The sequence below is a fragment of the Nocardia sp. NPDC050406 genome (genome assembly GCF_044459025.1).
Lineage (GTDB): Bacteria > Actinomycetota > Actinomycetes > Mycobacteriales > Mycobacteriaceae > Nocardia.
Genome location: NZ_JBITIM010000001.1, coordinates 2232356 through 2251217, shown reverse-complemented (window position 1 = coordinate 2251217; position 18862 = coordinate 2232356). Strand labels below are relative to the sequence as shown.

Below are 18862 nucleotides of genomic sequence, written 5' to 3'. Positions count from 1 at the left end.
CCCCGTGCGAAGATGGGCCGGGTGAGCACCCGTACCGGCCGTCCGCCCCGTCTGTCGCGCGACCAGATCGTGGCCGCTGCGCGCGAGCTCGTCGCCGCCCATGGCGTCGAAGCGCTCACCATGCGCCGCCTGGCGACCGAATTGGGCGCGACCCCGATGGCGCTCTATCGCCATGTCCGCGACCGGGAGGAGCTGTTGCTCCTGCTGCTCGACGACGTCGCCGCCACCATGCTCCGCCCCGACCTGCCCGACGATCCGCGCGAACGCATGGTGGTCACCGCCGTCGCCATGCACGACACGCTCGCGCGGGTGCCGTGGATCGTGGAGGTCCTCACCGGCGACGAGTTCCTGGCCCGCTCCGCGCTCTGGTACGCCGAGACGATCGTCGACGCCGCCATGGCCTGCGGCGGCACCGAGGCCGACGCCGTGTACGCCTACCGCTCCATCTGGTACTACACCGCCGGTGAGCTGATCATCCGTGCCACCGCCCGCCGCCCCGCCGACGGGCGAACCACGTTCCGCGAGAAGGTGTTCGCGGACCTCGATGCCGAAGAGCTGCCCCGCCTCGCCGCCCTGGGCGAGCGCTATCCGGGCCTCGCCGCCCTGGACACCTATGAGTGCGGACTGCGCGCGCTGGTGGCGGGTCTGTTCCCCACGAGCTGAGCGCTCGTCGGCGCGGCCGCTATCGGCTCGCCCGTCGCGCCCCGATCAAGGCAACAGTTCCTCGACCAACGCGACGGCCTCGTGCAGCTCGCGCCGGTTCTGATAGCGGCTGAAATGGATTCCGTCCGCGGTGACCACGGATTTGGCTCCGAGGTGCGTGGCGAACAGGCGCACATGCTCGAGCGGGTCCGGTGTGAGCACCCCGTCGTCGAGGGCGACCAGAACTCGGAAACCCTTGGCGGCCTGTCGGATTCGCTCCCAGTCGAATCCGCCCTCGAAGAAGGGGGTCAAATCGTCGTAGCCGACCTCGTGGGCCATGGACGCCACCAGGACGACACCGGCGAAGGGCTCTCCTTCGTGGCGTTGCAGCAGCCGCAGCAGATTCACCCCGCCGAGGCTGTGGCCGACCAGCACGGTATCGGCCGGATCGCCGATCTGCTCCGCGACCGTGCGCAGCCACGGCTCCGGTTGCGGCGCTTCGGGATCGGGCATCTGCGGCACCCGTACCTCATGGTCGCGCAGTGCCGCGACGAGGTGGTCGTACCACGCCTGGTCGGGGCTGCTGCCGTACTCGTGCGAGACGACGACCGTGCTCATAGCTACTCCAAACGATTCGATACGTTGCGTTTCGATTGAAAAGTAGGCTACGGTCGTCGGCATGTCAACAGCGCGCAGAGGTGGCCGCACTCGCAGCACCGAGGCACACGACGCGGTGCTCACGGCCGCCGCCGACCTGTTGGAGGAGCAGGGCTACCGCGACCTCACCATCGAGAAGATCGCCGCCCGTTCGGGAGTCGCCAAGAGCACCATCTATCGCTGGTGGCGGTCGCGGCCGGAACTGGTGATGGAGGCGTATGCCCGCGTCGTCGCCGAGCGCATGCCCGACCCCGATACCGGCGATGTCGCCAGGGACCTCACGGAATTCGTGACCCGCCTGTACCGCGTGGTCGAGCATCCGCTGCGGGTGCGCTCGCTGCGCGGCATGATGGCCGACGCGCAACTCGACGAGGATTTCCGCGCCGCGTTCCAAGGCTGGATCGACACCCGCCGCACCGCGATGGCCACAATCCTGCGCCGCGGCGTCGAGCGCGGCGAACTCGATCCGGCCCTCGATCTCGACCATGCCGTGGACCTGGTCTTCGGCCCGTTCTGGTATCGGCTGCTCACCGATCACGCGCCCATCGACCCGACGCAGGCGGCCGCACATGTGCGCCGCCTGCTCGACGGATTCCGGACCTGCGACCCGCGATCCTCCGGAGAGTCGCCTACTCCTCCGGCTTGAAGACGAACAGTTCGCCGATCTTGGAGGCCACCACGACCTCGCCCTCCGCGCCGATGGAGGTGCTCTCCGTGGTGCCTTCCGCGCCCGGCAGCTCATCGGAGTCGACGGTCTTGCCGGTCGCGGTGTCGAAGGTGACCAGCGTGAGGGTGTCGCCGAGCGGGGAGACCGTGTATCCGGTGCCGCCCGCGGCTTGCACCGGGCGGCCGCGTAGCGCGAGATCCTTGCGCTCCCACGCGATCTCGGCGGTATCGCCATTGTCGCGGACCGCCATCAGATGGCCGTCGTCCCCGGCGGGGATGAGCAGCCCGTCCGCGACCGAGACCGCGCCGCGCGCCGAGAATCCGAGATCCAGCACCCATTTGGTGTGGCCGTCGGAGGTGTCCACGGCCAGCAGGCGATTGGCGTTGTCGCCGACGTAGACGGTGGAGCCGTCGGGGGACAGGCTCGGGCTGGTGGCGCTGCCGCCGGTCAGCATGGCCGCGCGCCACTCCTCGCGAATCTCCTTGTCGCCGTAGCGCAGTGCGACCAGTTCGGCGGTGCCCTCGCCGGGCCGCCACACCGTGGCGTAGAAGCGCCCGCTGTCGGAGTCCACCGCCGAGACATTGGCGACCGAGCACTGCGGGCCGCCGACCGCGCAGTCGTCGAGGCCCTGGCCGTCCGGCGGCCGACTCAGGTTGGCGTTCCGCAGCGGATCGGGCTCGCCGAGCAGCTGGAAGGTGGCGGCCATGCGGTCGCCGGTCTGGCGGCTGAGCACATCCACCTGTCCGAGCTGGGTCACCGACAGCACATTGCCGTCACCGGTGAACTGCGCCGAGATCGGCACCCCGGCAACCGGAGTGCGCCAGCGCGGCTGCCCGAGCGCGTTGTAGGAGTACATGCCCCCGTCGTCGCCCGCGTAGACATTGGTGGCGCTGTCCACCGCCGTGGCGGCGTGAACGGCGCTGGGGCCCATGTTGTTGCAGAAGCGTTTGCGGCCGGTGCGCATCTGGAAGGAGAAGATCGCACAGCCGGAATCGGTGCGGGTGGTGACGAACAGCTGCCCGTCCGGGCCGATGGTGACCGGCGCGGCGATGGGTCCGCCGATGGGCCGGGCCCAATTCAGCGCCAGCGCACGCGAACCCGTGACCGGGCTGGTGCCGCTGTTGCGGGCATCGTGGAAGGCCACCGGCCAGCCCGTGCCGGGGCCGGGGGTGATGTCGTCGACATCGGTGCCGCAGCCGGTCAGCGCCAGCAGGCCAGCGACGCCCAGCACCACCGTGCGCGCGAGTGGCGTGGATGGCATGAGACCAGACCGGTCCGGGGTACGGTCGCCGGATCGCATGCGCTGCCTGACACGTCCGGTCCGCCTGCCGCTTCGCACCTGCTGGTGTCCCTTCTGCCAGTACCGAGTCTTCGGTTTCTTAGTCGGGGCTGATGCAGCCGGAGCACAGCCTACTTTCGCGCCCCGCGAGGTGGACCGATACCCTCGTCTAAACGATCCAGCAGTCCGCGCCGGGCCGACTCCAAGGCGGCGCACTCGAGCATCAGGAGCAGTTCGTGACGAGCATGTGGGGCGCACCGTTGCGCTCGCGGTGGCGCGGGTCGCGGCGTCGGGATCCGGAGCAGGCGCGATTTCTGACCATGGCATCGCTCAAATGGGTGCTCGCCAATCGCGCGTACACCCCCTGGTACCTGGTGCGGTACTACCGGCTGTGGAAGTTCAAGCTCGCCAATCCGCACATCGTGTTGCGCGGCATGGTGTTCCTGGGTCGCAATGTCGAAATCCACGCCACGCCCGAGATGGGGCGAATGGAGATCGGCAAGTGGGTGCATATCGGCGACGGCAATGCCCTGCGCTGCCACGAGGGTTCGCTGCGCATCGGCGACAAGGTGGTATTCGGCAAGGACAATGTGGTGAACACCTACCTCGATATCGAGATCGGTGAATCCACCCTGGTCGCCGACTGGTGCTATATCTGCGACTTCGACCATCGCATGGACGATGTCACCATGCCGATCAAGGATCAGGGCATTGTGAAGAGCCCGGTGCGCATCGGCCCCGACACCTGGATCGCGGCCAAGGTCACCGTGCTGCGCGGCACCCGCGTGGGCCGGGGCTGTGTGCTCGGCGCGCATGCCGTGGTGAAGGGCGATTTCCCGGACTTCAGCATCGCGGTGGGCGCGCCCGCCAAGGCGGTCAAGAACCGCAAGGCGGCCTGGGACGCGGCCGCCGAGGCGCGCGCCGAACACCTTGCCGCGCTGGCGGATATCGAGCGCAAGAAGAACGGCGTCGCCGCCTCCTGATTACCCGGTGTTGTCGGCGCGGCCCGGTACGGTCGGCGGCATGAATCGCTATGCCGCCTTCCTGCGCGGGATCATGCCCAGCAATCCGAATATGAAGAACGATCGGCTGCGCGGCGTCTTCGAGGGGCTTGGATTCGAGGGTGTCGGGTCGGTGCTGTCCAGCGGCAATATCGTGTTCCGCAGTCCCGAGACCGATGTTCCCGCACTGGAATCGCGGATTCAGGAGGCATTGAATCGCGAGTTGGGCATCGGCGGCGGCACGCTGATTCGTGGCTACGGCGAGCTGAAGGCACTGGTCGACGCCGACCCCTTCGAGGGGCTCGAGCACTGCCGCGAGACCTATCTGACGGTCACCTTCCTCAAGCACGACGCGCCGCCCGAGGACGGGCTCGCCGAGATCGATCCGACCGTGCGCGTGATCGGCTACGACGAGGGGGTGCGCGCCGTGCTCTGGGTGGTGGACAACAGCCAGCCCACCCCCGACTTCATGACGTGGTTGGACAAGAAGTACGGCAAGGACATCACCACCCGGACATTCCTGACCGTGCAGCGCGTGCTCAAGAAATTGGAATCCTGACCAACTCGAAAAGGATTGTTTTACAACGCAACCCTGGTTCGGCCGCAGTGAAATCTATGGCATGCTGTCGCGCAGCAGTCAGGTGAGAGTCGGGGTGATTGTCCGAACCAAGGGGGTTTGTCCTTGTGGGTTCAGTGGGTCGATAGCCTGGCCCGAGCGGTTCAGCGGCGTGAACGGGAGAATCTGACCCGGCTGTGGATGTCGCGCGCCGAATTCGACCGAAGTGTCGAATATGACCGAATTCGTTTCGAAAGTTGGGCGCCCGAAGCCGAATACGAGGATCCCAAGACTCGGACGGTCCGGAAAATCGCCGAGTACTATCCGCGGCGCACCGGCGGGCGGATGGTGGTGTTGGGGGAGCCCGGCGCGGGCAAGGCCGTCACCCTGCTCGGGCTGTTGCTCGAGCTGCTCGCCGAACGCGAGCGGCAGCCGGTGGCCGAGCGCGGGCCGGTGCCGGTGCGGGTGGACGCGTCGACCTGGAACCCGTTGACCCGCAGCCTGACCGGATGGCTGGCCGACCGGATCGCCCGCGACTACGGGATGAGGGTCGGCGTGGTGCGGCGGCTCGTGGAGTCCGGGGCGATCCTGCCCGTGCTGGAACGCCTCGATGCGGTGGACCTGCCGGGGCGCGAGCCGCTGCGGCTGCGGCGGGCGGTGGAACAGCTCGAGAGCGAGGAGTGGCGCGAGCGCGCGCTGGTCATCGGCTGTGACGCCGACGCCTATCAGCGCCTGCGCACCGACGGCGGCGCGCTGAGCACCGCGACGGTGATCGAACTCCAGCCGATCGGCACCCAGACGGTGCTGGAGCGGCTCAACGAGATGCGCGGTGATCCGTCCTACGACAGCGACACCTGGAAGCCGGTGGTGTGGCGGCTGGTCGAATCGCCGGACGGTCCGCTGGCCCGATCCTTGCGCACCCCACTGCATTTCACGCTCGCGGTGAACTATCTGCGGCGCGGGCGGCCCGACGATATCGTGCGCCTCGCGTACGCCAGCAGCGAGGCCGAGGTGTCGTCGCTGCTGTACTCCGCGGTGCTCGCGGCGGCGATCGACAGCACGCCGCGCGGCGGCGCTCGGTATACCGAGCCGCAGGTGCACCGGTGGTTGCACAATCTCGCCGTATACCTCGGTGCGCGACCGCGTTTCGGGCGCATCGACACCGTGTTCGACCGCGACGACATCTGGGAGCTCATCTCCAAGCGCACCCGCATTCTGCACGCGGCGCTGGCGGCGGTGTTCGGCTTCCTGCTGCTCGGCTACTCCTACGGCATCCTGAACACGCACTACGCCTGTGTGCGCACGTCCTCCGGGGACGGTCTGTTCGGCGTGTTCGGATGGTCTTGCCCCGCACCGGCTTTCCATCTGGACCCGATCCTGGTGCCCCTGGCCCTGCTGTGCGGCATCGTCAGCGCCGCGCCGACCTGGACCCGCCAGCACTGGTCCCCGGTGGCGAGCATGACCGCCCGCCTCGGCGCGACCGCCCTCTTCTTCGGCCTGCTGGTGGCCTTGCTGGTCGACCTCGCCTGGTGGGATTACCGCCCCATGGAATCCGCCCGCACTCTCGCCATCGGCTTGGCCGTGGCCACCGTCGCCGCCGCGGCCGTCGCCGCCCGCGGCTGGTCCGGCAGCACCTCCCGCCTCGTGGAACGCGCGACCCGTTTGGCCGCAACGGGTTTCGTGGTCGGCCTGGCGGTCGCCGTAGCCCAGGCGGGCGCCATAGCCGGAGCCGATTCCCCCACCTGGCTGCACGACAGGGTGATCCTCCTGGTCGGCCACGGCCTCGCCGGAGCAGCAGGCGTCTGGCCCATCGCCGCCCTCCTCGCCGCGCTGCTCGCCTTCCTCGGCCCCGCCCTGGAATCCCGCTTCCTCGAACCCGACGGCGAACACCGCTGGCTCTTCCACTGGAGCCGCACCGGCTCCCCCGTAATCCTCACCGCCACAGTAGTTCTCGCCACGGCATACGGCCTCGTCACAATGATCACAGACCGCTCGTCCCTCCACTTCGCCTTCTTCACCGCGACCGTCGCCGCCGTCGCCACCGGCGGCGGCACCCACATAGTCCGCCACCTCCGCCACCTCTGCGCCCGCCTCCTACTCCTCCCCGCCACCCACTTCACCCCCCACCCCACAGCCTTCCTGCACTGGTCCCACCACGCCGGACTCCTCCGCACCACCGGCACCACCTACCAATTCACCGACGAATCCTTCCGCCGCTGGCTCATAACGAACCCAACCCCCACCACCGACCGCGACGACTCGACCGACTGGGAACTCGCGGGCGCATAGGAGGCCGCCAACGCGTCGGAAAGCCCTGCGGCCCTGTCCTTCTCGCTGGACAGCGTGCCCGCCGACATAGCCGCTGTGCGCACGGTGGTGACACCGGTACTCAGCGAATTCCCCACCTGGCTCACCGCCGCCCGAACAGCGGGCATCCTCCAGTAGCCGCTACGGGCGGTCGTTGGAGCGACACCTTCGTGGACTATTCGGCGCGGCGGCGGACCAGCCGGGTCTGATCACACCGGCTGGTTCGGATCCCGTTCCGGCAGTGGGCGTTCCGGGATGACCGGGCGGGCCAGGGGGGTGCGGACGCGGCGTTTGGCCTGTTGGTAGACGAGGGAGGTTTCGGCGGCTACTACGTCCCAGGCGAAGTCGGCGGTGAGGCGTTCGCGGGCGGCCCAGGCGCGGTCTTGGGCGGCGGGCTGGTTGTCGAGGACCGAGGTCACCGCGTCGACCAGGCCGTTGACGTCGGCCGGTTCGAAGGAGGCGCCGGTGACGCCGTCGGTGACCAGTTCGCCGAGGCCACCGGCCGTGGAGGTGACCAGGGGGGTGCCCGCGGCGGCGGCTTCCAGGGCGACGATGCCGAAAGGTTCGTAGCGGCTGGGCAAGACGATGGCGTCGGCGCTGTGTAGCCAGCCGAGCAGGTCGGTGTGGTCGAGGCGGCCGACGAAGTTCACGGCGCGGGCCACGCGGTGGGCGCGGGCGCGTTCGCGGAGCCAGTCGAACTGGGTGCCGACCCCGGCGATCGTCAAAGTCGTTCCGGGATGGGCCTTTCGGATGCGGGGGAGGGCGGCGATGGCGTCCTGCACACCCTTCTCGTACTCGAGCCGTCCCACATACAGCAGCCGCGGCGGACCCGAACGGGGCGCGCGTTCACGGAAAGTCCACGCCCCGACGTCGATTCCATTGCGTATCACCGTGATCGGCGTGCGATCGGGGCTGTAGAGCCGCTCGACCTCGTCCTGCATCGATGCCGAGCAGGTGATGAGCTGATCGGATTCGTGCGCCAGCCACCACTCGACCGAGTGCACCTGACGGTTCACCCGCCCGGACACCCACCCGCTGTGCCGCCCGGCCTCGGTGGCGTGAATCGTGGAAACCAGTGGCACGTCATAGAATTCGGCCAACGCGATGGCCGGATGCGCCACCAGCCAGTCGTGGGCGTGCACCACATCGGGGGTCCACCCCTCACCGATGCCCGGCTTCTCCAGCGCGGTCCCGGCCCGCACCATGGCATGCCCCATCGCGAGGGTCCACGCCAACATGTCCTCGCCGAAGTCGAAGCACGGCGCGTCCTCGGCGACCGCCACCACCAGTACGCCGTCCTCGACGAACGAATGGGTGGGATGGGTGCTGGCATCGGTGCCCATGGGCCGCCGCGCGAGCACCACCACTTCGTGCCCGGCCGCCGCCAATTCCGTGGCCAGGTGATGGACGTGGCGGCCCAGCCCGCCGACGACGACGGGCGGGTACTCCCACGACACCATCAATATCTTCATTAGGGTCCTTCTGAGGCGGGGCCGAGTCGGCGCGCGTCCAGCGCCGGGAAGAGTCCGTCGGCCGCACCCCATCCTGCCGCCAATCGCTGGGCTTTGGCGAGTTGCCCGCCGGAAATGGCGGCCGCGATCTCCCGCACGGCATGCGCGTGCTGATGGGCGCGGTCGCGGGCGTATCCGGCGGCGGAATCCTTCGACACCATGAACGCCCAGTCACTGGAAATGGTCAGAATGGCCTCGCGCAGCAGCTGATCGGCGACCGGATCGCGCAGCCCGTCCTGATCCGCGCGCATCTTGTCGAGGGTGTCGAGAGCCAGCCGCACGATCTCGCCATTGAGCTCGACCAGATCGGCCACCTGATCCCCGGCCCACACCCGCCAGTCCTTGCCCGACCCCCAGGACGAATCGGCCAATTCGACGCGTTCGCCCACGTAACCGCGGGCGCGGGCGTCGGCGAGCGTGCCCACGGTGACCCCCGCCTCGGGCAGCGCGCGCAGCACCTGTTCGAGCCACTGCGGCCCCTCGTGCCACCAGTGCCCGAACAGTTCGGTATCGAAGGCGGCCACCACCAGTGCGGGCCGACCGATGCGCTCGCTCTCGGAGATGAGCCGCTCCCGCACCGTCCGCACGAAGTCGGCGACATCCTTCTCGATGGCCGCGGCGGCGAGTTCGGGATCGTAGGGAGCCTTGTCCGGCCCGGCGACGGTCTTGCCCGTGACGCGTGCGGGCTTGAGCCCGGTGGCATGGTCGTAGTGATGGAAATCACGGTAATAGGGCTGGCCCGGATACCCGGATTTCGGCGACCACACACGGTAGGAGACCTGTAGATCGCGTCCGAACACCGTCACATCGGAGTCCCACACCGGCCGCCCGAGCGTGGTGTCGCCGCGCAGCGCCGGACCGTCACACATGAAGTGCGTGATCCCGGCGGCGTCGTAATCGCGTTCCATCCCGGGCGTGAACCCGCACTCGGGAGCCCAGATCCCGGCGGGCGTATGCCCCCAGCGATGCCGCGCATCGGCCAGACCCTCGCTGAGCTGATAGCTCCGCAACCGCTGGTCCAGCAAGGGCTGGAACGGATGCGCCAACGGCCCGCCCAGCAATTCGATGGCCTCGGCGTCGATGAGCTCCCGCCACACCGGCGACGCCCCATGCCGCCACCGCGTCTCGAAATCCGCCAAAGCCTCGGTGGCGAGCCGATGTTCGTGGCTGCCCAGCGCGGTATTGCCCGCCATGGACGCCTCGTCGGCGCGTAGCTTCCAATTGCCCAGCCAATGGTGCATCCCCGCCAGACAGTGCGGGTCGTCCAGCTGCGCCGCCAGCACCGGCGTGATGCCCAGGCTCAGCAGATGCGAACGCCCCTCGGCCGCAAGGTTTCTCAGCACCTTGGCCACGGGCAGATACGACGCCGCCCACGACTGGTACAGCCATTCCTCGCCGACCGGCCAGCGCCCGTGATGGGCCAGCCACGGCAGGTGCGAATGCAGGACCAGCGTGAACTGGCCTGGAACAGTGGAGTTCTCGCTCACCGCGGCTTCACCGCGATGGCGACCAGATCGAGGCTGGCGTCGATATCCTCGGGCTTCAGATCGAAGTCGTCGATGCGCACCGCGGCCACGTCGGCGGCCAGGTCGGCGGGCCACGGCTCACCGGCGAGGGCCCGCTCGATCTGCGCGTCGATGATCGATCCACCCCACTTGGCGTCCAGCGCAACCAGATTCGCGCCGTGGTGCACACCGGTCATGAGCTCCACCTGGAAACCCGCCTCGACAAGAAGTTCGTCGAGTTCGGCGGCATTGAGCTCCCGGGTATGGAAGGGATTGAGCGGCGTATCGCGCCCTGGCGAGAAGGTGATCCGGTTCGGCGTGCTGATCAACAGCTGCCCGCCCGGCTTCAGCACCCGCAGGCATTCGCGCAGGAACTGCGACTGATCCCAAAGGTGTTCGATCACTTGGAAGTTCACGACGATATCGACGGAGTCGTCGTCCAAGGACAGGTCCGCGAGATTCCCCTGGATCATCTCCACCCGGGGGTATCGCGCCCGCACGTGCGCCACGGCGGAATCGTCGTAGTCCAGGCCGATGACCCGCTCGGCGACCTCGGCGATCATATTGGCCCCGTAGCCTTCTCCGCTGCCCGCCTCCAGCACGACCTTGCCCGCGCAGCGGTCCAGCAGTCGCGCGTAGGCGATCTCGTGACGGCGGAACCAGTAGTTCTCCTCGGCGATGCCGGGCACCGTCCGCTCACCGGTCAGCGGGAGGGGATCGGTGTGGTTTTCGGGGGATACAACGGCATCGCTCACGGCATCGACGTTAGCGGTTACCCATATCACAGCGACGCCCGGAGGGGGCCATGGAGAACATCACACCCTAAGTTACCCGCGAGTAACTTAACGTAGGGTAATGTCCTGGCCGAGCTACACATGTGGGACGTACGGCCAGTCGTGCGACCGCCACACCCCAGTGCCACCAGAACAGGAGGTCGACGAAGACCCATGCCGAACATCGTCGTACTGATCAAGCAGGTTCCGGACACCTGGTCCGAGCGCAAGCTGACCGATGGTGATTACACCCTCGATCGCGAAGCCGCCGACGCCATCCTCGATGAGATCAACGAGCGCGCCGTCGAAGAAGCGCTGCTGATCAAGGAGGCGCAGGGCGGCGAGGTCACCGTCCTGGCCATGGGCCCGGAGCGCGCCACCGAGGCCATCCGCAAGGCCCTGTCCATGGGCGCCGACAAGGCCATCCACATCAAGGATGACGCCATCAAGGGCTCCGACTCGATCCAGACCGCCTACGTGCTGGCCGCCGCTCTCGGCCAGATCGAGGGCATCGAACTGGTCATCGCGGGCAACGAGGCCACCGACGGCCGCGTCGGCGCGGTCCCGGCCATCGTCGCCGAGTACCTGGGCCTGCCGCAGCTCACCCACCTGCGCAAGCTCACCGTCGACGGCGACCGCGTCACCGGCGAGCGCGAGACCGACGAGGGCGTCTTCAAGCTCGAGGCCACCCTCCCGGCCATCGTCTCGGTCAACGAGAAGATCAACGAGCCGCGCTTCCCCTCCTTCAAGGGCATCATGGCCGCCAAGAAGAAGGAAGTTCAGACCTTCACGCTGGCCGATCTGGGCGTCGACCCGGAGACCGTCGGTGTTGCGAACGCTGGCACCCAGGTGACCGGCGTGACCCCGAAGCCGCCGCGCACGGCGGGCGAGAAGATCGTCGACGAGGGTGAGGGCGGCCAGCAGATCGCCACCTACCTGGTCGGTCAGAAGATCATCTAAAGCCCCTCGAGCACAACGAACTTCAGGAGAGAAAGACAATGGCAGAAGTACTCGTGCTCGTGGAGCACGCCGAAGGTGCGCCCAAGAAGGTCACCACCGAACTGATCACCGCCGCCCGCGCCCTGGGCACCCCGGCCGCCGTCGTCGTGGCCGCCCCGGGCACCGCGGACAAGCTGGGCGACGCCCTGGCCGCCGCCGGTGCCGAGAAGATCTACGTCGCCGAGTCCGACGACGCCGAGGGCTTCCTGGTCACCCCGAAGGTCGACGTTCTCGCCGGTCTGTCCGAGTCCGCCGCCCCGGCCGCGATCCTGGTCGCCGCCACCGCCGAGGGCAAGGAGGTGTCGGGTCGCCTGGCCGCCCGCATCGGCTCCGGCCTGCTCGTCGACGCCATCTCGGTGAACGGCGACGGCTCGGTGCAGCACTCCATCTTCGGTGGCGCGTTCACCGTCGACGCCAAGGCCACCGGCGACGTGCCGGTGATCTCGATCCGTCCGGGCGCCATCGAGGCCGCGCCGCAGGCCGGTGCGGGCGAGAAGGTCGCCGTCGAGGTGCCCGCCCAGGAAGAGGGCGTCGTCAAGGTCGTCTCGCGTGAGCCGATCGTGGGCGGCGACCGTCCGGAGCTCACCGAGGCCACCATCGTGGTCTCCGGTGGCCGCGGCGTCGGTTCGGCCGACAACTTCGGCAAGGTCGTCGAGCCGCTGGCCGACGCCCTGGGTGCCGCCGTCGGCGCTTCCCGCGCCGCCGTCGACTCCGGCTACTACCCGGGCCAGTTCCAGGTCGGTCAGACCGGTAAGACGGTCTCCCCGCAGCTCTACATCGCCCTCGGCATCTCCGGTGCCATCCAGCACCGCGCGGGCATGCAGACCTCGAAGACCATCGTCGCGGTCAACAAGGACGAAGAGGCTCCCATCTTCGAGATCAGCGACTACGGCATCGTGGGCGACCTGTTCAATGTCGCCCCGCAGCTGACCGAGGCCGTGAAGACCCACAAGGGTTGAGCACCTCGCGCTGAGCGCAACTGATCCGACCCCGGCTGGAAACAGCCGGGGTCGTGTCGTTTCAGGCGTGGCCGTTCTTGCGCCGGTTGTCGCGGTCGACGGTGATGCCGATGAAGGTGGGGATGAGCAGGGCCAGCCCCCAGGGCACGGCCACCCAGAACGGCCAGAAGTAGCCGAGGCCGGTGGCCAGCCAGATGAGGATGCACAGGATGTTCACGAAAACCCATGGCGTCCACATGATTTTGATCCACACCGGAATGCCGGGGGATTCCGCGGGCAGGGTGCCCGAGCCCTTGCCCTTCTTCTGTTTGGGCAGGTCGGAGACGAGCGGAACCAGTTCGCCATGGGTTTTGGCGGCGTAGACCTGTTGCAGGCGTTCGTCGAATTCGTGCAGGGACAGTCGTCCCTCGTCCATGGCCAGACGCAGGCGGTCGACGATCTTCTGGCGATCCGCGTCTGATGCCCGCAGGTTCTCGGCACTCACGGATTCAGGGTAGGTCGGCCGCGGGCGGTGCGCTTCCCGAATGAGAGGGTGGAGTGGTGACGCTGCCTGTGGATGTGGCCGAGAATATTCGCGAGATCTTCGCCGAGCGGGGCGAACGGTGGTTGGCGGAGCTGCCCGAGGTGATCGAGGAGCGCTGCGCGGCTTGGGGTTTGGACGTGGTGGGGGAGGCCTTCGGCGGTGGGACCCACTCGTGGGTCGCGCCGGTGCGCCGCGCGGACGGATCGTTCGCGGTGCTGAAGATCCCGGTCGTCGACGAGGAGAACATCGGGGAGGCGGCCGGGCTGTTCTGCTATGCGGGGGACGGCGCGGTGCGGTTGTACGAATTCGACCCGAAAACCAATGCCCTGCTGCTCGAATGGGCCCGGCCGGGATCGCCGCTCATCGTCCAGCCCGGCTTTCCCAGTCTCGAAGGGCTGCCGGAGAACGTCGACAAGGTCGAGCTGGCCTGTGGGCTGTACAGGCGCTTGCGTCGGGAACCCCTCGGCATCCCCGACGACTTTCCGCCACTGCCCGAGGCTGCGGGGATGGTGGCGGACTGGGTGGAGATGTTCAGCGAGCCGGAGCCCGAAGTGGCCGAGGTGATTCCCGCTCGGCTGCTCGACTCGGCGCATATCTGGTGCGAGCGCCTGGCCACCCCTGACGGACCGCTCTTGGTCGTCAACCGCGATACCCACCTCGGCAATATCGTTGCGGCCGAACGTGAGCCGTGGCTGCTGATCGACCCCAAGGCGTATCTGGGTGAGGCCGCCTTCGATGCCGGGTTCCTCATCATGATCTCGGTCCAGAGCTCACCGACGGCGGAACACGCTGCCGCCGTGGTGAAGCGCATTGCGGCGGGGCTCGAGGTCGACCCGGAGCGGGCGCGCGGCTGGGCGTTCATGCGCGCGATGGAGGAGATCGTCTGGGCGGTCGAGGACGACGAGCCCGAGGATAGGGAGTTGCATCTGTCTGTTGCGCGGGCGTTGGCGCTGTGACCCGTGTGGTTTGGCCTGAACGGTCGAAAATCCCATCAAGACAGTGAAATCCGCTGCCTGAACGCGATTTCTGACCGCTCAGGCCAACCCACCATCACGCGCTGTGCAGCGCGGCAAGCAAAGTCGTCAAAATCGGCGACCGCCTGATATCCCCCCGAATCACCGCCGACACCGGAATCCGCAGCGGCCCCTTCGCCAACCGCAGTGTCGCGATCCCCTCGGTCTGACTGTCGGCATACAGCACCGTCCACGCGTCGGGCCGATTGATGAGCTCCATGGTGGCGGTGTGATCGGGCGGAATTGGCGGACCGTAGACCGGTCCGGTCGGCAGATCGGCGAAGGCCGCGCGCACCACATTGTGCAGCAGCACCTGTTCGGACTCCGGCGGCAGCAGCAGCGGGTAGTCACTGAGTTCGGCCAGCGCCACATCCTGGCGTCCCGCGAGCGGGTGGCCGGTGGAGGTGGCGATGACGAGATCCTCCACCCAGAGCTTCTCCACATCGAGCCCGGGCTGATCCACGCTGCCGCGAATGAGAGCGAGATCACAATCGCCGTCGGCTACCGCTTGGATGCGTTGGCGAAACGGCTTGATGACGAACTCGATCTCGGCCCCCGGATGCGCGGCGCGCGCACCCGCGATGGCCGAGAGTGATCTTGTTGCGAAGGACATGTTCGCCGCCAGGCGAATTCGCGGACCGGAGGCGCGTACAGCTGCGCGAATAGCCGATTCCAGGCTCAGCATTTGTTTCGCAAGGGGAAGTAGCCGAGTGGTGGCGTCGGTGGGTACAACCGATCTTGTCGACCGTTCGAAGAGCGTCACGCCAAGGTCACGCTCCAGTCGGGCGATCTGGTGACTGATCGCCGACTGCGAGATGAAGCATCGCGTCGCCGCCCGGCTGAAGCTGAGCTCCTCGCAGACGGCGACGAAGTAGGCCAGCTGTCGCAGCTCCACTGATGATCTCCATTCATGATCAACCAAGATAAGAGTCATCTACATTATGCGCCCTGACCCCTGGAACATTCGCATTCCGAATCACGGTTAGTAATGACAGAAGGGAGCTGTCATGCAGTACTTGGATTCGGGGATCGAAGCCACTGATGTCGTCATCGTCGGATCGGGCTTCGGTGGACTTGCCGCCGCTAAGCAGTTGAACAAATCGGGGGTCGATTACGTTCTCATCTCGAGCACGCCGGAACATCTGTTCCAGCCGCTGCTCTACCAGGTAGCGACGGGTGTGCTGGCATCCGACGAGATCGCGCCACCCATTCAGAACATCATCCGTCACCACAAGCACGGTGAGGCCCGGCTGGGCACCGTGGTCGCCATCGACGCCGACGCCGCCGTCCTCACCTACGACACACCGCAGGGCCGCAAGCGGATTCGCTACGGCTCGCTGATCGCCGCCACCGGGGCCAACCAGTCCTATTTCGGCCGTGACGATTTCGCCGACAAGACCTTCTCGCTCAAGACCATCGACGACGCCAAGGCGCTGCGCGCGCAAATCGAGAGCGTCTTCGAACAGGCCCGCCACGCCGACGCCGAAACCCGGCAGCGGCTGTTGAGCTTCGTGGTGGTGGGTGCGGGCGCGACCGGCGTCGAGGTCGCGGGTCAGCTCGAGGAACTCGCGAAACGGCATTACCACCAGGATGTTTCGGTGACCCTGGTCGAGGGTGCGAGTGAGGTGCTGCCGCCGTTCGGCGGCGGGCTGTCGGAGTACGCGAAGCAGTCGCTCGCCCGCAGCGGCGTCGAGGTTCTGCTCGACACCTTCGTCACCGATATCGAGGTCGGCAAGGTGACGGTCAAGAGCAAGGACGGTGTCGAGCGCGGCATCGGCGCGGAGACCGTGGTGTGGTCGGCCGGTGTGCAAGCGGGCGCTTTCGCCAAGATCCTCGCCGAGGCCACCGGCTGCGAAACCGACCGCGCCGGAAGGCTGTTGATCAACCCCGACCTCACCGTAGGTGGCCACGCCGACATCTACGCCATCGGCGATATGACCTCCCTCAACGGCTACCCCGGCCAGTCGCCGGTAGCCATGCAGGAGGGCCGCCACGCCGCCGACATCATCCGCCGCAAAAAGCAGCCCGGCACCCCCTTCGTCTACTGGGACAAGGGCAGCATGGCCGTCATCAGCCGCTTCAGCGCCGTAACCAGGGTCAACGACAAACTCAAGTTCACCGGCACCATAGCCTGGTTCGCCTGGCTAGCCGTCCACCTCTTCTACCTGGTCGGCTTCCGCAACCGCTTCGCCGCCGTCTTCTCCTGGCTCGTCGCCTTCATCGGCACCGGCCGCCCAGGCTTCTACGAGGTAGACGAAAACCCCACCCCGACCCAACGATTGGAGCCGCCACGCGCGGCGTGACTCAGTAACCTGTGCCCCCTCCAGCCCTAGCTGGAGGGGGCACAGTGCATTTCGGGCGCGGTCGCACGCTGCCGCGCCTTGATGCCCCGAAGTCAGCGGCATCTGGTTGTGGTCGTTACTACCGCAGGAGTATTCGGTCTTCTCATCGCCATCGCCGGAGCTGTGATGATGTGCTTCGGCTATATGGCGCAAAAGGATTTGCGCGACGAATCTGCGCGGACAGCACTGGTTCTGGGTTTCAGCTGCCAGGCGAACGACGACCGTCCGGGCACGGAGGAATGCACCTGGGGCAATTGGACCCAATACGGTCACACCCCTGGCGAGGACACCATGCCCGTCCGAGAGCGCACGGGAGAACTGATCACCAATCGCGTCCTGATCGGCGCTGCCCTCTTCGTCGGTGGCTTGGTCCTGATGGCCGGAGCACTGGCGGCCGCGGGCAGATCCAACCCTGTGATGTCCACAGCTCCAGCACAGCCCCAATATTCAGGAGCGCAGTGGCCCGGGGCCTCATGAACCGGGCGACACTGCCATGATCCGTTCGGCCCAAGCGCACATCTGCGTAATCGGATGCTCGAACTCGGGAAACCGCTCGGAGCCCGCGGTGGATGTGCGCTCTCGGTAGATGGCGAGGCTGCGGAACTCGGCCGAATGGTCGGTGCCGAGCTGTTCGTCAAGTGCGCGTACCGCGTCGAGCGCGAATGGCTTGGTGTGAGCGCGGCGGGTGACGATCGACGACTGGTTCTTCATGTAGGCGACCAATATGTCGGCGTCTGTGGGCTCACCAAAACGGGCGAATGCGAAGAAGTATCCCCAGTCCAGGTAGATGCCGTCGTCGTTGACCAAGAGTTCCGCGAGCTTGTGGCGGAACTGCGTCCGGCGGTCGAGGCCAATGAGCCAGACCGCGGTCAGCCGTGCCCGCCACTCCAATCCCAGCAAGTCGCACAGCTCTTCGTCGGTGATTCGACGTGCATCTTGGGCGAGGCTGGCTTCGAAGCGGGAGCGTTCGGGTCTGTCGCGAAGTGGACCGACACCCTTGAGTTTCAAGTACCGGCCGGTCTTTCCGCCCAAATCGGAGACGACCCAACGGCGAACCAGAGCCAGTTCTTCTGGGGTGGTGGGGAGTCGGATGCTCATTGTCGCATTCTGCCTCCGCTGGCGTTTCCGCACTGTGCGGAATGCTGTGGTGCCGCGGACATCTCAGTCCTGCGGTGCGGGGTTGATCGTGTCGCCGTCCCAGCTCAGGTCCGCGTTCTCGGGGATCTCGAAGGCCTCGAAGCGGTTGTCGGAGAGAACCGCGTCGATCAGGGTTCGGGGGCCAGCGACGATCGTGGAGTCGAAGTCTATTTCGCTGGCCACGGACCAGGTGTGGTCGGCGGGCCATAGGAGTTGCGGTGTGGCGCCCGGGAAGTCGGGGGTCCAGCCTAGGCCTGCGGTGTATACCCAGTCGGGGTCGGCGAGTTCGGAGAGGGTGGTGTCGAAGAGTAGGAAGTCGCGGCCTGGCCACCGCAGGAAGGGGCCCGTCGAGGCTGCGCGTGCGACCTCCGGTGCGACGGCGGCAGCCAACTCGGCTTCGACTCGGGTGCGCTCCCGCTCGACGAAGTGCGGGTCGTCGTCGGTGGACGCGACGAATACAGCGGTCGAGGATGTGTCCAGCTCTCCGAACCCATTCCACACTCCAGCCGTCACCTCCTCCGGCGTTTCGGTGGCCGCGCGCAGGTGAACGGTGAGCGCGGCCAACAGCTTCGGGTCGAACCACCCTTCGACGGTCTGACCGACCTCCCAGCCGTCGTCGAACGACCTTGCCGCTTCCCCGTCGGTGATATTGCGCCACTGCACCAACGGGTGCATCACCCTGCCGTTCCGTGCCGCAACCTCACGCCACGGCCACAGCGCCTCCTCCACGACCGCAGGGGCACCCCACTCGTCGACGACCGTGACATCGCGTCGAATCGCCTCGATCGGATGCAGGATTCGCGCATACGCCTCGAACCCGGTACCGACGACCCCGCCGACCCCGTCCCCACCGGCGCGCGCCAGCAACCACGACCCCCGCGCGAAATCCGTTGTGAAATCCACCTTGTCAGCCTAGTGAGCCTCCGCTGGCGACAGCTCGGGAACGTTGACCGGGTGTGGGAGCCATCGCTTCAGTCGGGGCATCCGCTCG

Annotated in this window: 18 protein-coding genes; 9 read left to right on the top strand and 9 right to left on the bottom strand. The window is 67.3% G+C overall.

What is annotated here, in order from left to right:
- The first annotated feature begins 12 nt into the window (after positions 1-12).
- Positions 13-663, top strand: a complete 651-nt coding sequence (locus ACIBH2_RS10720) for a TetR/AcrR family transcriptional regulator (protein ID WP_397115682.1) — start codon at positions 13-15, stop codon at positions 661-663.
- A gap of 45 nt (positions 664-708) precedes the next feature.
- On the opposite strand, the gene ACIBH2_RS10715 is transcribed toward ACIBH2_RS10720, so the two are convergent.
- On the bottom strand, positions 709-1260 hold the full coding sequence (locus tag ACIBH2_RS10715) for an RBBP9/YdeN family alpha/beta hydrolase (RefSeq protein WP_397115680.1): 552 nt from the start codon (positions 1258-1260) through the stop codon (positions 709-711).
- 61 nt (positions 1261-1321) lie between these two features.
- Between ACIBH2_RS10715 and ACIBH2_RS10710 the strand changes: the two genes are divergently transcribed.
- A complete protein-coding gene (locus ACIBH2_RS10710; protein WP_397115678.1) occupies positions 1322-1945 on the top strand; it encodes a TetR/AcrR family transcriptional regulator in 624 nt (207 codons plus the stop codon).
- Here ACIBH2_RS10710 and ACIBH2_RS10705 read toward each other — a convergent pair.
- Entirely contained in the window at positions 1929-3227 is a 1299-nt protein-coding gene (locus ACIBH2_RS10705; RefSeq protein ID WP_397115676.1) for a PQQ-binding-like beta-propeller repeat protein, read from the bottom strand. The genes ACIBH2_RS10710 and ACIBH2_RS10705 overlap by 17 nt on opposite strands.
- A gap of 263 nt (positions 3228-3490) precedes the next feature.
- On the opposite strand from ACIBH2_RS10705, the gene ACIBH2_RS10700 reads away from it, so the two are divergent.
- The 3 genes from ACIBH2_RS10700 to ACIBH2_RS10690 all read left to right on the top strand — a co-directional run bounded on the left by ACIBH2_RS10700 (position 3491) and on the right by ACIBH2_RS10690 (position 7091).
- Complete coding sequence (locus tag ACIBH2_RS10700) at positions 3491-4228, top strand: acyltransferase (RefSeq protein ID WP_397116961.1); 738 nt, start codon at positions 3491-3493, stop codon at positions 4226-4228.
- 40 nt (positions 4229-4268) lie between these two features.
- Positions 4269-4805, top strand: a complete 537-nt coding sequence (locus tag ACIBH2_RS10695) for a DUF1697 domain-containing protein (RefSeq protein ID WP_397115674.1) — start codon at positions 4269-4271, stop codon at positions 4803-4805.
- Between the two features lie 117 nt (positions 4806-4922).
- The gene (locus ACIBH2_RS10690) at positions 4923-7091 is read left to right on the top strand and encodes a hypothetical protein (protein WP_397115672.1); all 2169 of its coding nucleotides are present in this window, start codon (positions 4923-4925) and stop codon (positions 7089-7091) included.
- Positions 7092-7318: 227 nt separating this feature from the next.
- On the opposite strand, the gene ACIBH2_RS10685 is transcribed toward ACIBH2_RS10690, so the two are convergent.
- From ACIBH2_RS10685 to ACIBH2_RS10675, 3 genes are read right to left on the bottom strand one after another with little or no spacing between them, the layout of a single operon-like run.
- On the bottom strand, positions 7319-8581 hold the full coding sequence (locus ACIBH2_RS10685; RefSeq protein ID WP_397115670.1) for a glycosyltransferase family 4 protein: 1263 nt from the start codon (positions 8579-8581) through the stop codon (positions 7319-7321).
- Complete coding sequence (locus ACIBH2_RS10680) at positions 8581-10107, bottom strand: 1,4-alpha-glucan branching protein domain-containing protein (RefSeq protein WP_397115668.1); 1527 nt, start codon at positions 10105-10107, stop codon at positions 8581-8583. Before ACIBH2_RS10680 ends, ACIBH2_RS10685 begins: the two co-directional genes overlap by 1 nt.
- On the bottom strand, positions 10104-10880 hold the full coding sequence (locus ACIBH2_RS10675) for a class I SAM-dependent methyltransferase (protein ID WP_397115666.1): 777 nt from the start codon (positions 10878-10880) through the stop codon (positions 10104-10106). The genes ACIBH2_RS10680 and ACIBH2_RS10675 overlap by 4 nt, the downstream gene beginning before the upstream one ends.
- Before the next feature lie 192 nt (positions 10881-11072).
- Here ACIBH2_RS10675 and ACIBH2_RS10670 point away from each other — a divergent pair, with 192 nt between their 5' ends.
- Both ACIBH2_RS10670 and ACIBH2_RS10665 read left to right on the top strand, forming a co-directional pair.
- Positions 11073-11858, top strand: coding sequence for an electron transfer flavoprotein subunit beta/FixA family protein (locus tag ACIBH2_RS10670; protein ID WP_397115664.1), 786 nt, complete (start codon positions 11073-11075; stop codon positions 11856-11858).
- Between the two features lie 38 nt (positions 11859-11896).
- Positions 11897-12856, top strand: a complete 960-nt coding sequence (locus ACIBH2_RS10665) for an electron transfer flavoprotein subunit alpha/FixB family protein (protein WP_397115662.1) — start codon at positions 11897-11899, stop codon at positions 12854-12856.
- 61 nt (positions 12857-12917) lie between these two features.
- Here ACIBH2_RS10665 and ACIBH2_RS10660 read toward each other — a convergent pair whose 3' ends face one another.
- Positions 12918-13340, bottom strand: coding sequence for a DUF1707 domain-containing protein (locus ACIBH2_RS10660; RefSeq protein ID WP_397115660.1), 423 nt, complete (start codon positions 13338-13340; stop codon positions 12918-12920).
- A gap of 56 nt (positions 13341-13396) precedes the next feature.
- On the opposite strand from ACIBH2_RS10660, the gene ACIBH2_RS10655 reads away from it, so the two are divergent.
- Complete coding sequence (locus tag ACIBH2_RS10655; protein ID WP_397115658.1) at positions 13397-14335, top strand: aminoglycoside phosphotransferase family protein; 939 nt, start codon at positions 13397-13399, stop codon at positions 14333-14335.
- Between the two features lie 94 nt (positions 14336-14429).
- Here the strand turns inward: ACIBH2_RS10655 and ACIBH2_RS10650 are convergent, their stop codons facing one another.
- A complete protein-coding gene (locus tag ACIBH2_RS10650) occupies positions 14430-15287 on the bottom strand; it encodes a LysR family transcriptional regulator (protein WP_397115655.1) in 858 nt (285 codons plus the stop codon).
- A 112-nt stretch (positions 15288-15399) separates the two neighbouring features.
- Between ACIBH2_RS10650 and ACIBH2_RS10645 the strand changes: the two genes are divergently transcribed.
- The gene (locus tag ACIBH2_RS10645) at positions 15400-16695 is read left to right on the top strand and encodes an NAD(P)/FAD-dependent oxidoreductase (RefSeq protein WP_397115653.1); all 1296 of its coding nucleotides are present in this window, start codon (positions 15400-15402) and stop codon (positions 16693-16695) included.
- Positions 16696-17205: 510 nt separating this feature from the next.
- Here the strand turns inward: ACIBH2_RS10645 and ACIBH2_RS10640 are convergent.
- Both ACIBH2_RS10640 and ACIBH2_RS10635 read right to left on the bottom strand, forming a co-directional pair.
- Entirely contained in the window at positions 17206-17832 is a 627-nt protein-coding gene (locus ACIBH2_RS10640) for a DUF6000 family protein (RefSeq protein WP_397115651.1), read from the bottom strand.
- A gap of 63 nt (positions 17833-17895) precedes the next feature.
- The gene (locus ACIBH2_RS10635; RefSeq protein ID WP_397115649.1) at positions 17896-18774 is read right to left on the bottom strand and encodes a hypothetical protein; all 879 of its coding nucleotides are present in this window, start codon (positions 18772-18774) and stop codon (positions 17896-17898) included.
- Positions 18775-18862: the final 88 nt, after the last annotated feature.